This is a genomic window from Sphingomonas sp. PP-CE-1A-559 (genome assembly GCF_004340965.1).
Lineage (GTDB): Bacteria > Pseudomonadota > Alphaproteobacteria > Sphingomonadales > Sphingomonadaceae > Sphingomonas.
Genome location: NZ_SLYA01000007.1, coordinates 39,347 through 51,801, shown reverse-complemented (window position 1 = coordinate 51,801; position 12,455 = coordinate 39,347). Strand labels below are relative to the sequence as shown.

Here is a 12,455-nt window from a genome sequence, read left to right as displayed (position 1 = left end):
CAGGGGCGGCGGCCGTGACTGCCCTCCCCCGACCCCTCCCGCGAGCGGGAGGGGAGTTTAGCGGCGCGGTGTCATCGGGAGGGTTCCGCATGTGCGTCCTCCTGCGCTGGAGTCGTCTTCGGAGCGTCGCGGTCGACCAGCAGCTGGCCGCCCGCGCCGTAATTCTCGGTCGAGACCTCTTCGATCACGATCTGCACCGCAGCCGGGTTCTTTCCCAGCCGCTGCACGAGCGACTGGGTGACGTCGGCGACGATGCCGGCTTTCTGGTCCTTGGTGGCGGACCCCGAGATGCGGATGCTGACGAAGGGCATCAGGCCTTGTCGCCCTCGCTCTTCGAGTCGGTCTTGTCCGCCTCTTCTTCAACCGAAGCTTCGTCGGTCGAAGCATCTTCGGCCGTCGTGTCTTCAGCCGCAGCGTCCTCGACCACAGCGTCATCAGCCGAAGCCTCTTCCACCGGAGTCTCATCCCCCTCAACGTCGTCAGCCGAAGCCTCGGGAGCCTCGTCCTCGAACCAGTGCGCGCGAGCGGCCATGATGATCTCGTTGCCCTGCTCGTCGCTCAGGCCATACTCGGCGAGAATCCCGCCCTTCGGCTCAGGCCGCTTCGGAGCATCCTCGTTGCGACGACGCGGTTCGACGCGCTTCTTCTCGACCAGTTCGTCGGTCGCGAGATCGGCGAGGTCGTCGAGCGTCTTGATGCCCGCCTTGCCGAGCGTGACCAGCATTGCCTCGTTCAGATACGGCATACCGGCAAGCGCGTCCTCGACGCCGAGCGCAGTGCGCTCCTCGCGGCTCGCAGCGTCGCGACGCTCAAGCGCTTCGGTCGCACGGTTCTGCAACTCGCCCGCCAGGTCCTCGTCGAAGCCCTCGATGCCGGCGATCTCCTCGACCTCGACATAGGCGACCTCTTCGAGGTTCGTGAACCCTTCGGCGACCAGCAGCTGCGCGAGCGTCTCATCGACGTCGAGCTCCTTCTCGAACATCGCCGAGCGCTCGACGAAGTCCTTCTGGCGCTTCTCCGACGCATCGGCCTCGGTGAGGATGTCGATCGCCTTGCCGGTCAGCTGCGACGCAAGCCGCACGTTCTGGCCGCGACGGCCGATCGCCAGCGACAGCTGGTCGTCGGGAACGACCACCTCGATGCGCTCTTCCTCTTCGTCGATCACGACGCGCGACACGGATGCCGGCTGCAACGCGTTGACGACGAAGGTCGCGATGTCGGGCGACCAGGGAATGATGTCGATCTTCTCGCCCTGCATTTCCTGCACGACGGCCTGGACGCGGCTGCCCTTCATGCCGACGCACGCGCCGACCGGATCGATGCTCGAATCATGCGAGATGACGCCGATCTTCGCGCGCGAACCCGGATCGCGGGCTGCGGCCTTGATCTCGATGATGCCGTCGTAGATCTCGGGCACTTCCTGCGCGAACAGCTTCTTCATAAAGTCGGGGTGCGCGCGGCTGAGGAAGATCTGCGGCCCACGGTTCTCGCGGCGGACGTTCAGGATCAGCGAACGGATACGGTCGTTGACGCGCACCACTTCGCGCGGGATCTGCGCGTCGCGGCGGATCACGCCCTCGGCGCGGCCCAGGTCGACGACGACATGGCCGAACTCGACGCGCTTGACGACGCCGGTGATGATCTCGCCCGCGCGGTCCTTATACTCTTCGAACTGGCGCTCGCGCTCGGCGTCGCGGACCTTCTGGAAGATGACCTGCTTGGCGGCCTGTGCGGCGATGCGGCCGAACTCGATCGGGGGCAGCGGATCGACGATGAAGTCGCCGAGAGCGGCGTCCTTCTGGAGCTTCTGCGCGCCCTTGACGTCGACCTGCTTGAAATAATCGTCGACCGCCTCGACCACTTCGACGACACGCCATAAGCGCAGATCGCCGGTGTTCGGATCGAGCTTGGCGCGGATGTCGTTCTCGGCGCCGTAGCGCGAGCGGGCGGCGCGCTGGATCGCGTCCTCCATCGCCTCGATCACGATCGCCTTGTCGATCATCTTCTCCGACGCGACCGAATTCGCGATCGCGATCAGTTCCGCGCGGTTTGCGGTGACTGCCGTGGCCATCAATGCTGTCCTTCTTCGGTGTCGGCCTCGTGAGCATCGGGCTCATCGGTGGGCGTATCTTGATAGAAAACCTCGTCCGCGCCTTCGATCGAAAGCGGCGCGGTCGCGGCGATGAGACGGTCGGTCATGACGAGCTTGGCGTCGGCGACTTGCGAAAAGTCGATCGTCATGACCTTGTGCTTGTTGACGTCGACGGTGATCTTCGTCCCCTCGACGCCCATCAGGTTACCCGAGATTTGCTTGCGATCCTCGAACGGCTCGACGAGGCGAATACGCGCCTCCTGGCCTTCCCAGTCGGCGAAATCCTGGAGCCGGGTCAGCGGACGATCGATACCGGGGCTCGATACCTCGAGACGGTACGCGTCCTCGCCGACCGGGTCCTTGCCCTCGGCTTCGAGCGCATCGAACTTGTCGGAGATGCGGCGCGACAGCTCGGCGCAATCGTCGATCAGCAACTGGCGGGTGTCGGGGCGCTCGGCCATCACCTGCAACGTCGGATCGGACTTGCCGCCCTGCATGCGCACGCGCACGAGGCTGAGGCCGAGCGCGGTCGCCTCGGGTTCGATCAGGTCGGTCAGCAGGGCGATATTCGCCATCGAAATTCCAAACAGGGCCAAAGCACAGGTGATTGCCGCCGCGGAGCAAGCCCCGCAGCCTCTTCATCTGGCGATGTAGAGAAGTGGTGCCTCTATACGCGGGGTGGCGCCCGTCCGCAAGCGGGAGCAACCTTCGTTTAGTACGCTGCGTTAGCGCAGGGATTTCCGGGAGAAGATCATGATTCGCAAAACGCTGTTCGCCACTGGATTGCTGACAACCACGCTGCTCGCCTCGACTGCCTGTTCCGCGCAACCGGCTGCCGCGGGCAAGCCGTTCAAAGAAACTGTAGTCGCCGACTTCGAATCGCCCTGGGCAATGACGTTCCTGCCCGACAAGCGCATGCTCGTGACCGAAAAGCAGGGCCAGATGCTGCTCGTCTCCGCCGACGGCAAGTCGCGCCAGACGGTCGCGACGCTCACCGTCGATTCGGCCGGGCAGGGCGGCCTGATGGACGTCGTCCTCGCGCCCGACTTCGCGACCAGCCAGCGCGTCTATTTCAGCTATTCGACCGCAGGCGAGGGCGGCAAAGGCGTCGTCCTCGCGCGCGGTCGCCTGCGTCCGGATGGTGGTGGTGGCACGCGTCTCGGCGAGATCGAAGCGCTGTTCAGCGCGCGACCGTTCGTCGAGGGCAACGGCCATTATTCCGGCCGCATCGCGTTCTCGCCCGACGGCAGATACCTGTTCTTCACCAACGGCGAGCGCCAGAAATTCACCCCCGCGCAGGACCCCAAGATGACGCTCGGCAAGGTGTTGCGCCTCACGCTCGACGGCAAGCCTGCCCCCGGCAACCCGCTGGTGGCCAAGGGCTTCGCGCCCGAAATCTGGAGCTACGGCCACCGCAACCTGCTCGGCATCGCGTTCGATGCGCAGGGTAATCTCTGGGAGCAGGAGATGGGCCCCAAGGGCGGCGACGAGGTCAACCTCATCAAGCCCGGCCTCAACTATGGTTGGCCCAACGCGTCGAATGGCAGCAACTATGACGGCACCGACATCCCCGATCACAAGCCCGGCGACGGCTATGAACCGCCCAAGGTGTTCTGGAACCCGGTGATTTCGCCCGGCGGCCTGATGATCTATTCGGGCAGCATGTTCCCGCAGTGGAAGGGCGACGCGTTCATCGGCGGCCTGTCCTCGAAGTCCCTCGTCCGCGTCCACCTTACCGGTACCAACGCGGCAAAAGGCGACCAATGGGACATGGGGGCAAGAATCCGCGAAGTCGAACAAGGCCCGGATGGCGCGATCTGGGTGCTGGAAGACGGCGGCGACTCGCAAGGCCGCCTGATCAAACTGACCACGAAATAACCCACATTCCCCTCCCGCTTGCGGGAGGGGTCAGGGGAGGGCGCGACGTACGTACTGGCGTCCGGTCTGTGAGGCACACCCCTCCCCCGACCCCTCCCGCTAAGCGGAAGGGGAGCAGAAGCGCGCTAGTCCCGCACGATCAGATAATTCATCCGCGCGGCGGCGATCGGCTTCTCCCGCTCATCCTGCCAAGCGGTCGCCTCCACATTGGCCACCCGGTTCCCCAACCGGGTCACCACGCCCGCCGCCCGCGTAGGCTTGTCCCGACCACCCCGCATGAAATCGACGGTAACGTTCACCGGCTTGATCCGCCCGCCACCCTCAGCCTCAAGCGCATGCTGCAAAGCCGCGATCGCCGCCATCTCCAGCAACCCGGAGATCGCACCGCCGTGCAGAAACCCCGGCCGCCCCAGCACGTCGTCCGCAAACGGCATCACCAGCACCGGCGGCGCGCCCTCCTCCAGTTCGACCGAAACGCGCAAAATCTCCGCATAAGGCGGCAACCCGATGCTCATGCCCCGCCCCTCATGCCAATCCCCATGCCGGCGACGTTGCCCACCACCATGAACGTCCCCGCGACATGCGCCAGCGGATCGCTCGGATCGCCGTCATGCGCCTGCCCGCGCACGAACGCGATCGACCGCGTGATGCGGTAACACTCCCCGCGCCCGATCACCGTCTTTCCCGGAGTCGCCGGCCGCAGGTAATCGACGCGCAAATCCAGCGTCGCGTGCGGCACGAACGCCTCGCGCTTGATCCAGATCGCCAGACTCGTCGCCATGTCCATCATCGTGATGATCGGCCCCGATGCGATCACGCCGCTCGCGGGATCGCCGATCAGCCGCTCGTCATAGGGCAGCGCAAGCTCCGCCCAGTCGTCGCCATGCGCGTGATAGCGCATCCCCAGCGCGGCACCGTGCCCGCCGAACCCGCGCGTCGCAAACCATTGTGGATCAAAACCAGCCATGCGCGAGCCTCTACACGCCGTGTGAGCCTGCGCAACATTGCGGGAGGAGGCGGGGCCGGTTAGCGTTCGCGCAAAGATCGAGAGGATCGCCAGAATGAACGACCGGGTCACCATCACCGTCACGGACGGCATCGCCGACGTCCGCCTTGCGCGCGCCGACAAGATGAACGCGATCGACCCGGCGATGTTCGAAGGCATCGCCGCCGCGATCGACCGGCTCAAGGGGATGCATGACGTCCGCTGCGTCGTCCTCTCAGGCGAGGGCAAGGCATTCTGCGCCGGCCTCGACATGGCCTCGATGGCGAACGGTGGTTCCGGGTTGGCATTGGGCGACCGGACCGAGGAGGGGGCGAACCTCGTCCAGCAGGTCGCCTGGGGCTGGCGCACCTTGCCGATGCCGGTGATCGCCGCGGTCCACGGCGTCGCGTTCGGCGGCGGCTTCCAGATCATGTCCGGCGCCGACATCCGCATCGCCCACCCCCAAGCCCGCTTCGCGATCCGCGAAAGCTACTGGGGCCTGGTTCCCGACATGGCGGGCATCGCGCTGTGGCGAACGCTGGCTCGCGACGACGTGCTCCGCGAACTCACCTACACCGCACGCGAGTTCGACGGGGCGGAGGCAGTGCGCCACGGCTTCGTCACGCGCCTGTCCGAAGACCCGCTCGGCGAGGCGATGATGCTTGCGCGCGAGATCGCGGCGAGGAACCCCCATGCGATCCAGGGCTCGAAGCGCCTCTACAACCTCGCGGCGGATGCGGACGCGGTGGCGGTGCTGCACGCGGAAACCGAAGAGCAGCTGAAGGTCATCCGCACGCCGAACCAAGTCGAACAGGTGCGGGCTAACATGGAAAAGCGGGCTGCAGTGTTCGAGGACTGAGCCCTTCCGTCATCCTGACTTTCGTCAGGATGACGGAAGGGGGGCGACGTTCCGCCCCACTTCTACCACCTCGACGCAGGCCGGGGTCCAATTGGAAAGGTCGATGTAACGGGGCGCCGTCTTTAGTCAGCACCGTCCCCCAATTGGGCCCCGGCCTCCGCCGGGGTGGTGCGACAAGTTCGGAGGGTGCGCGTCGAGATGAAGCCGACCCCGCTACTTCACCTTGTCATACGGCGTGAAATCCCGAAACCGGCAATACCCCGATGGGATCGACATACCCACCGACACCGTCCGAAACCGATCGTTCCGGCACAATTGCCCGCCATAGACATCGACGATCAACGTATCGAGCGGCCGCAGCGAAGGACATTCGCCAACCGGCCCGGTCTTCCAGATTTGCTTGCCCGACTGCCGATACAGGATCGTCTGCGAATCGACGATCTCAGGCCCGTTCAACTGCTGAAGATCGATGCACCGCACCGGCGCCCCCGCAACCCGACCCGCCAACGGGTCGGACTTGCCCGCGCCGAGCATCGCCACCGTCAGCAGCGCCACCGCCGCGAGAACCGCCCCGCGCATCACGGCTTCCGATACGGGACGAAGTCGCCGAAGCTGCAACTCCCGGTCGGGAAGCGCGAGGCCTGGTCGAACGTCTGCGCAATGTCGCCGCGGCAAAGTTGCCCGGTCGGCGTCCGCGTCACGAGGATATCGCCGCGCGCGATCCCCTCGCATCCGCCGACGGTATCGCTGCGGTACACCAGCCCGCTATTCACCCGGTACAGGATCGTCGCGCCGTAGCCCGAACTCTGCTTTTGCGGAAACTGGCTGATGCACGTCTCGGGCTTGCCCGGAACTAGCCCGGCGAGTTCCTTCGCCAGCTTCTCCTGCACGCCTGCTTCACGAACCTGCGCTCGCTCAACCTCCGCCTGGGTCTGCGTACACGCACCCAGCATCAGCGCCGGCAGCATCAAGAGTGGCAGGGTCCGCATACGCATCGCAACGCTCCTCAAAATCCCATCGCCCTTATACGCGCTTCACCCGCGAAACGCATCCTTGGCCGCACGATAGCCCGCAAACTGCTCGAGCGAAGTCGCGCGCAGGAACGGATTGGTCGCCCGCTCGCGCCCGATCGTCGTCGGCACGGTAGGCTCCCCCTGCGCGCGCGCCGCATCGACCTCGGCCATCCGCGCGACGATGTCGCCGTTGTCCGGCTCGGCAACCAGCGCATAGCGCCCGTTGCTCTGCGTATATTCATGCCCGCAGAACACCTCGGTCTCATCCGGCAGCACCGCATAGCGCTGCATGTTCGCGAACATGTCGGCGGGAGTCCCTTCGAACAGTCGCCCACACCCCATCGCGAACAGCGTGTCGCCGGTGAAGATCGCCGCGTCGTCGGCAAAGTGAAACGCGATATGCCCCTGCGTATGCCCCGGCACCGTCATCACGGTCGCCTCATGTGCACCAAGACGGACGACATCGCCTTCGCCGACCTGCTCGTCGAGCGTCGGGATCTTGTCCGCCTCCACCGCCGGCCCGACGACGGTCGCACCATACGCCTTCATCTCGGCATTGCCGCCGGTATGATCGGGATGCCAGTGCGTCGTCCACACCCGATCGATCCGCCAATCGCGCTTCTTCGCGGCGGCGATCACCGGCCCCGCCTCACCCGGATCGACCACCACCGTCTCGCCTGAGACGGTGTCGTGGATCAGCCAGGCGTAATTGTCGGCCAGCACCGGAACGCGGACAATATCAAGCATCAGCGTGTCACCACTTGCTGGTGTTGGGCATCGACGCCCACGGCTCGGCGGGATCGAGCGCGCCGTCCGCCTGCAACAGCTCGATCGAGATGTTGTCGGGCGTCCGCACGAACGCCATGTGACCGTCGCGCGGCGGCCGGTTGATCGTCACGCCCGAATCCATCAGCCGCTGGCAGGTGTCGTAGATATTGTCGACGCGGTAGGCGAGGTGACCGAAATTGCGGCCTTCGCCATACTCCTCGGGATCCCAATTGTGCGTCAGCTCGACCTCTGCGCCCTCGTCGCCGGGGACCGACAGGAAGATCAGCGTGAACCGCCCCTTCTCGTTCTCCATCCGGCGGACCTCCTTCAGGCCCAGCGTCTCGAAGAACGCGATCGTCTTCGCCGGGTCGGTCACGCGGATCATCGTGTGGAGATATTTCATGCTTGCTCCGAGGGTTGTTCGGAACCGCAGATAGGGACGGGGGCGGTGGCGTGAAAGGGTGTGACCGACCTGCGGCGTCCTATTCCTCCGACCGGATCAGCACCGCCTCGCCAATGAAGAAGAACAGCAGGAACGGCGCCCAGGCGGCGAGGAACGGCGGGTAGGCGCCGAGATTGCCCATCGCGAGCGCAAAATTGTCCGCAACGAAGAATGCGAAACCAAGTCCCATGCCGATCACGGCGCGCACGAACAGCTTGCCCGATCGCGCGATCCCGAACGCCGCGACCGCGCCCAGCAGCGGCATCAGCACCGACGACAGCGGCCCCGACAGCTTGTGCCACAACGACCCTTCGAGCGCCTTGGTCGGCCGCCCCGCGTCGGACAGGTCCGCGATCGCCGCCTTCAACGCGCCGAACGACAGTCCGTCCGCATCGACGCTCGCCAGCGTGAACTGGTCCGGCCGCACGTCCTTGGCGATCACCACGGCGCCCAAGGGGCGGACGTTGCCGCTCTTCACGTCGAACCGGGTCGCAGGGCTTACCTCCCAGCCGTTCGCGACGCGCCTGCCGTGATCCGCCCGCAGGATCGCGACGAGGTTACCGCCGGTGCGATCGTACAGCGTGATGCCGCCAAGCCGCGTCGCATCGCCGCGCCCGCGGATCTGCGCGACCTCGATCAGGTCGTCGCCGTCGCGCACCCACACGTTCGCGCGGTCGCCGCGATCGATCGGCAGCTTGCCGTAATTCACCTTCTGCCACTGGTTCAGCGTCGCCGTCGCGCGCGCCACCACGCGGTCGTTGAACACGAAGCTGATCACCGCGACACCCAGGCTCGCGACCAGCAACGGCGCCAGCACCTGGTGCGCGGACAGGCCGGAGCCCTTCAGCGCGACGATCTCGCTGTTCTGGTTCATCGTGATCAGCGTCAGGATGGTGCCGAGCAGGACCGAGAACGGCAGGAACCGCGAGACGATCTGCGGCGCGCGCAGCGACACATACTGCCAGACCTGCGCATCGCCATTGCCGGGAAAGGCGAGGATGTCGCCGGAGTTGCTCAGCAGGTCGAGCGCCTGGAGCACCAGCACGAGCGCGGCGAGCACCGCGAACGTCCGCACCAGGAACATCCGTCCCATGTAGATCGCGACCGTCCGCGACGGGAAGAAGCTGACGATGTTCATGCGGCCTTGCTCTTACGGAAGCCCGGGATACGCTTGGTGATCGCCTTGAACGTCTTCGAGAAGACACGTTCGAGCGCACCGATCGGTTGCCCGCCGGGGACATAGGCGATCGTGTAGTACATCCACAGGATCAGCCCTGCGAAGATCGTGAACGGCACCCACAGCGCGATGATCGGGTCGATCCGTCCGAGTTCGCCGACGTCCGCCGCGTATTGGTTCACCTTGTGATAGGTGACGATCATCACGATCGACAGGAACACGCCGAGCGCGGACGAGGATCGCTTGGGCGGCACCCCGAGCGCAAGCGCGAGCAGTGGCAACAGGAACATCGTCGCGACTTCGGCCAGGCGGAAGTGGAACTCCGATCGGCTGCCATCGCGTTGCTCCAGCGTCTTGCCACGCTGGCCCTGCTTGGCGAGTTCGGGCAGCGTGTATTCGAGATTGCGGCCTCCTCGGACGCGGAAGCTCTCGAACTTGGGCAGGTTGATCGGCAGGTCGTGGCTGGTGAAGGTCAGCACGCGCGGCGTCTTGAACTCGGGCCGGTTGTGGACGAGCGTGCCGTTGGCGAGCCGGAAGATGATGACGTTGGGATCGTCGGTCGCGAGGAACTTGCCCTTCTCCGCGGTCACGCCCAGCCAGTCGCCGTTCGGGCTCTGCGCGTGGACGAAGATGCCCGACAGTTCGCGGCCCTTGTCCTTGCTCTCCTCGATCCGCAGCGTCATCTTGCTGCCGAGATTGGTGAACTCGCCGACCTTGATCGACGCGCCGAGCGCACCCGTGCGCAACTCGAACCGCAGGCCTTCGTAATAATAGCGCGCGATCGGCTGGACATAGCCGACGATCGCGAGGTTCAGCAGCGCCAGCGCGATCGTGTACATATACGGCACGCGCAGCAGCCGATTGTAGCTCATCCCGACGCCGCGCAGCACGTCCAGCTCGGAGGAGGTCGACAGCCGGCGGAACGCGAGCAGGATGCCGAGCATCAGCCCGATGGGAATGCCGAGCCCCAGATATTCGGGCAGCAGGTTGGCGAGCATTCGCCACACGACGCTGATCGGCCCGCCTTGCGTCGCCACGAAATTGAACAGCCCGAGCATGCGATCGAGCACGAACAGCATGACGGCGATCAGCAGCGTCGAAAAGAGCGGCACCGCGATCAGCCGGGCCATGTAGCGGTCGATGGATTTCATGCGCGGGTTGGGCTCGGTATGCTGGGTCGCGCGGGTATAGGGGCGCACGCGCTAGGCGTCATCCTCAATCGCAACGCATCAGTGAACGATCATTCCGCGGCGATCGGGTGGTTCGTCTGGCGGCGCTCAGCGGCCATCGCCGTCATGACCGCGCGTTCCAGCCCGTTGAGCGTGAAGGGTTTACGCAGCACCTCGTGCCCACCGAACTGCGCGACGTTCACTTCGCCGGCAAACCCCGTGACGAACAGCACCGCGACGTGCGGATAGAGCGGCGAGAGCGCGGCGATCATCTCCGGCCCGGTCTGGCGCGGCATCAGCACGTCGGAAATGATCAACCCGATCCCCGGGTTCGCCGCCAGCAGCGCAGGGGCGGCAAGCGGATCGTCGCACGCGATCGGGTGATGCCCGATCTCCTCCAGCGCGCCGGTCGTCGCGGCCAGCACGCGCGGATCGTCCTCGACCACCAGAATCTGCAACGTCTCGGGCATCGTCGGTGCGATCGGCTCGACCATCGCGATCGGGACGGTCGGCAGGGGCGTCGCGACCAGCTCGGCGGCGCGCGGAAAATAGAGCGTGACGGTCGTCCCTTCGCCCGGTGCGGAAACGATGCCGACTTCGCCGTGCAACTGCTGGACCAGCGCGAAGATCTGGCTGAGCCCGAGCCCGGTGCCCTTGCCGACCTCCTTAGTGGTGAAGAACGGCTCGAACACGCGCTCGGCGATGTCGGGCGCCATCCCGCAGCCATCGTCGCCGACCATGATCGTGACGTAATCGCCCGCCGCGCACCGCCCGACCTGCTCCGCCGCTAGCGTCGTCGTGCCGGTCGCGACAGTCAGCGTGCCGCGACCGTTCATCGCGTCGCGCGCGTTGACCGCCAGGTTCAGCACCGCGTTCTCCAGCTGGACGCGGTCTGCGCGGACGCACCCGCCCGCCGCATCGTCGCGCACGATGACGGTGATCGCGTCCCCCAGCGTGCGGTCGAGCAGGTCCGACATGCCGGCGACCAGCGCGGCGGCGTCGATCGTCTCCGCCTTCAGCGAATCCTCGCGACTGAAGGCGAGCAGCCGGCGGGTCAGCGCCGCCGCGCGGTTTGCGCCCTCGGTCGCGCTGTCGATATGGCGACGGACGCTGGCCGGATCATCGCTCCCGAGATTGCGCCGCGCCAGTTCCAGACCGCCCAGCACCACCGCCAGCATGTTGTTGAAGTCGTGCGCGATCCCGCCGGTCAGCTGCCCGACCGCCTCCATCTTCTGGATCTGGCGCAGCTTGGCCTCCTGCACGCGCAGTTCGGCGGTGGCGGCAGCGACCGCGGTGGTCAGCTCGTCCGCGCGCTCGCGCTCCAGCTCGGCATCGGCAAGCGCAGTCGCCCGCTCGCCGACCGCGCGGATCGTGAACCAGCCCAGCAGGATCGCGCCCAGCACGATCAGCACGCCGAATATCGCCAGCACCCCTGCGACCCAGCTCGACCGCTCGACCGATCCCAAGGCCGCCGCCGTTCGGTCGTCCAACAACGCGCGCTCGCGTGCGATCAGCGTGTCGAGCGTCGTGTTGATCTCGATGAGCGTCGGCGCCTTTCGCCCCTGGTAATAGCGTGCGAGCGCCTGGCCGTTCTTGCCGTAGCGCGTGTTGAGCGCCGTCAGCGACAACTCCCGCCCGCGCGCGTCATAGGCGGCACGCAGGCGATCGACTCGCGGCTGCTGCTCGGGATTGTCGTTGGTGATCTGGTCGAGCCGGTCGATCTGCGTCCCCGCGAGCAGCCATTCGTCGAAATACAGTTGCCCGAGCTGCTTGTCGCCACTGATGACGTAGCGCCCCAGCGACGCCTCCGATCGCGCGATCGTCCCCGACAGCGTGCGCGCGAGGATCATCACGTCATAGCTGTGCGCCTGTAGTTCGAGCGCGCGATCGCGCTGGCGATTGGCGTGGCCGAGCGTCACGATCAGCGCGACCAGCACCGCCGCACCGAGCAGGCCCATCACGACCAGCATGGCTATGCGCCACCTCGCCCCGCCCCCCTGGGCCGCAGTCTCGACCTCGTCTTGCGTCACGGCCGGCATCCTAACGCGTCGTTGCCCACACGCAATGACCTG

At 66.1% G+C, this 12,455-nt stretch carries 14 protein-coding genes; 2 read left to right on the top strand and 12 right to left on the bottom strand.

Annotation, left to right across the window (positions count from 1 at the left end):
• Positions 1-71: 71 nt before the first annotated feature.
• The 3 genes from C8J42_RS16560 to rimP are packed head-to-tail and all read right to left on the bottom strand — an operon-like array spanning position 72 to position 2,667.
• Positions 72-311, bottom strand: coding sequence for a 4-oxalocrotonate tautomerase family protein (locus tag C8J42_RS16560; RefSeq protein WP_133020946.1), 240 nt, complete (start codon positions 309-311; stop codon positions 72-74).
• Positions 311-2,071, bottom strand: coding sequence for a transcription termination factor NusA (nusA, locus tag C8J42_RS16555; RefSeq protein ID WP_133020945.1), 1,761 nt, complete (start codon positions 2,069-2,071; stop codon positions 311-313). The genes C8J42_RS16560 and nusA overlap by 1 nt, the downstream gene beginning before the upstream one ends.
• Positions 2,071-2,667, bottom strand: coding sequence for a ribosome maturation protein RimP (rimP, locus tag C8J42_RS16550; protein ID WP_133020944.1), 597 nt, complete (start codon positions 2,665-2,667; stop codon positions 2,071-2,073). The genes nusA and rimP overlap by 1 nt, the downstream gene beginning before the upstream one ends.
• 178 nt (positions 2,668-2,845) lie before the next feature.
• On the opposite strand from rimP, the gene C8J42_RS16545 reads away from it, so the two are divergent.
• Positions 2,846-3,970, top strand: coding sequence for a PQQ-dependent sugar dehydrogenase (locus C8J42_RS16545; protein ID WP_133020943.1), 1,125 nt, complete (start codon positions 2,846-2,848; stop codon positions 3,968-3,970).
• A 125-nt stretch (positions 3,971-4,095) separates the two neighbouring features.
• Here C8J42_RS16545 and C8J42_RS16540 read toward each other — a convergent pair whose 3' ends face one another.
• The gene (locus tag C8J42_RS16540) at positions 4,096-4,485 is read right to left on the bottom strand and encodes a PaaI family thioesterase (RefSeq protein WP_133020942.1); all 390 of its coding nucleotides are present in this window, start codon (positions 4,483-4,485) and stop codon (positions 4,096-4,098) included.
• Positions 4,482-4,937, bottom strand: a complete 456-nt coding sequence (locus tag C8J42_RS16535; protein ID WP_133020941.1) for a PaaI family thioesterase — start codon at positions 4,935-4,937, stop codon at positions 4,482-4,484. Before C8J42_RS16535 ends, C8J42_RS16540 begins: the two co-directional genes overlap by 4 nt.
• 94 nt (positions 4,938-5,031) lie before the next feature.
• Here C8J42_RS16535 and C8J42_RS16530 point away from each other — a divergent pair, with 94 nt between their 5' ends.
• Positions 5,032-5,814 (top strand): crotonase/enoyl-CoA hydratase family protein, encoded by a 783-nt coding sequence (locus tag C8J42_RS16530; protein WP_133020940.1) that lies wholly within the window; start codon positions 5,032-5,034, stop codon positions 5,812-5,814.
• A gap of 213 nt (positions 5,815-6,027) precedes the next feature.
• Here C8J42_RS16530 and C8J42_RS16525 read toward each other — a convergent pair whose 3' ends face one another.
• From C8J42_RS16525 to C8J42_RS16495, 7 genes are all read right to left on the bottom strand, one after another.
• A complete protein-coding gene (locus C8J42_RS16525; protein ID WP_133020939.1) occupies positions 6,028-6,393 on the bottom strand; it encodes a hypothetical protein in 366 nt (121 codons plus the stop codon).
• Entirely contained in the window at positions 6,393-6,809 is a 417-nt protein-coding gene (locus tag C8J42_RS16520) for a hypothetical protein (RefSeq protein ID WP_243644535.1), read from the bottom strand. Before C8J42_RS16520 ends, C8J42_RS16525 begins: the two co-directional genes overlap by 1 nt.
• Positions 6,810-6,848: 39 nt before the next feature.
• Positions 6,849-7,574, bottom strand: coding sequence for a hydroxyacylglutathione hydrolase (gloB, locus tag C8J42_RS16515; RefSeq protein WP_133020938.1), 726 nt, complete (start codon positions 7,572-7,574; stop codon positions 6,849-6,851).
• Between the two features lie 7 nt (positions 7,575-7,581).
• Entirely contained in the window at positions 7,582-7,998 is a 417-nt protein-coding gene (locus tag C8J42_RS16510; protein WP_133020937.1) for a VOC family protein, read from the bottom strand.
• Positions 7,999-8,077: 79 nt separating this feature from the next.
• On the bottom strand, positions 8,078-9,175 hold the full coding sequence (lptG, locus tag C8J42_RS16505) for an LPS export ABC transporter permease LptG (RefSeq protein WP_133020936.1): 1,098 nt from the start codon (positions 9,173-9,175) through the stop codon (positions 8,078-8,080).
• Entirely contained in the window at positions 9,172-10,365 is a 1,194-nt protein-coding gene (gene lptF / locus C8J42_RS16500) for an LPS export ABC transporter permease LptF (protein ID WP_207897156.1), read from the bottom strand. Before lptF ends, lptG begins: the two co-directional genes overlap by 4 nt.
• A gap of 89 nt (positions 10,366-10,454) precedes the next feature.
• Entirely contained in the window at positions 10,455-12,353 is a 1,899-nt protein-coding gene (locus tag C8J42_RS16495; RefSeq protein ID WP_133020983.1) for an ATP-binding protein, read from the bottom strand.
• Positions 12,354-12,455 lie beyond the last annotated feature (102 nt).

Bases quoted from the DNA above. Each gene is read 5' to 3' on its own strand.
- C8J42_RS16560 (WP_133020946.1), bottom strand. From the start codon at position 311: ATGCCCTTCGTCAGCATCCGCATCTCGGGGTCCGCCACCAAGGACCAG.
- nusA (WP_133020945.1), bottom strand. From the start codon at position 2,071: ATGGCCACGGCAGTCACCGCAAACCGCGCGGAACTGATCGCGATCGCG.
- rimP (WP_133020944.1), bottom strand. From the start codon at position 2,667: ATGGCGAATATCGCCCTGCTGACCGACCTGATCGAACCCGAGGCGACC.
- C8J42_RS16545 (WP_133020943.1), top strand. From the start codon at position 2,846: ATGATTCGCAAAACGCTGTTCGCCACTGGATTGCTGACAACCACGCTG.
- C8J42_RS16540 (WP_133020942.1), bottom strand. From the start codon at position 4,485: ATGAGCATCGGGTTGCCGCCTTATGCGGAGATTTTGCGCGTTTCGGTC.
- C8J42_RS16535 (WP_133020941.1), bottom strand. From the start codon at position 4,937: ATGGCTGGTTTTGATCCACAATGGTTTGCGACGCGCGGGTTCGGCGGG.
- C8J42_RS16530 (WP_133020940.1), top strand. From the start codon at position 5,032: ATGAACGACCGGGTCACCATCACCGTCACGGACGGCATCGCCGACGTC.
- C8J42_RS16525 (WP_133020939.1), bottom strand. From the start codon at position 6,393: ATGCGCGGGGCGGTTCTCGCGGCGGTGGCGCTGCTGACGGTGGCGATG.
- C8J42_RS16520 (WP_243644535.1), bottom strand. From the start codon at position 6,809: ATGCGTATGCGGACCCTGCCACTCTTGATGCTGCCGGCGCTGATGCTG.
- gloB (WP_133020938.1), bottom strand. From the start codon at position 7,574: ATGCTTGATATTGTCCGCGTTCCGGTGCTGGCCGACAATTACGCCTGG.
- C8J42_RS16510 (WP_133020937.1), bottom strand. From the start codon at position 7,998: ATGAAATATCTCCACACGATGATCCGCGTGACCGACCCGGCGAAGACG.
- lptG (WP_133020936.1), bottom strand. From the start codon at position 9,175: ATGAACATCGTCAGCTTCTTCCCGTCGCGGACGGTCGCGATCTACATG.
- lptF (WP_207897156.1), bottom strand. From the start codon at position 10,365: ATGAAATCCATCGACCGCTACATGGCCCGGCTGATCGCGGTGCCGCTC.
- C8J42_RS16495 (WP_133020983.1), bottom strand. From the start codon at position 12,353: ATGCTGGTCGTGATGGGCCTGCTCGGTGCGGCGGTGCTGGTCGCGCTG.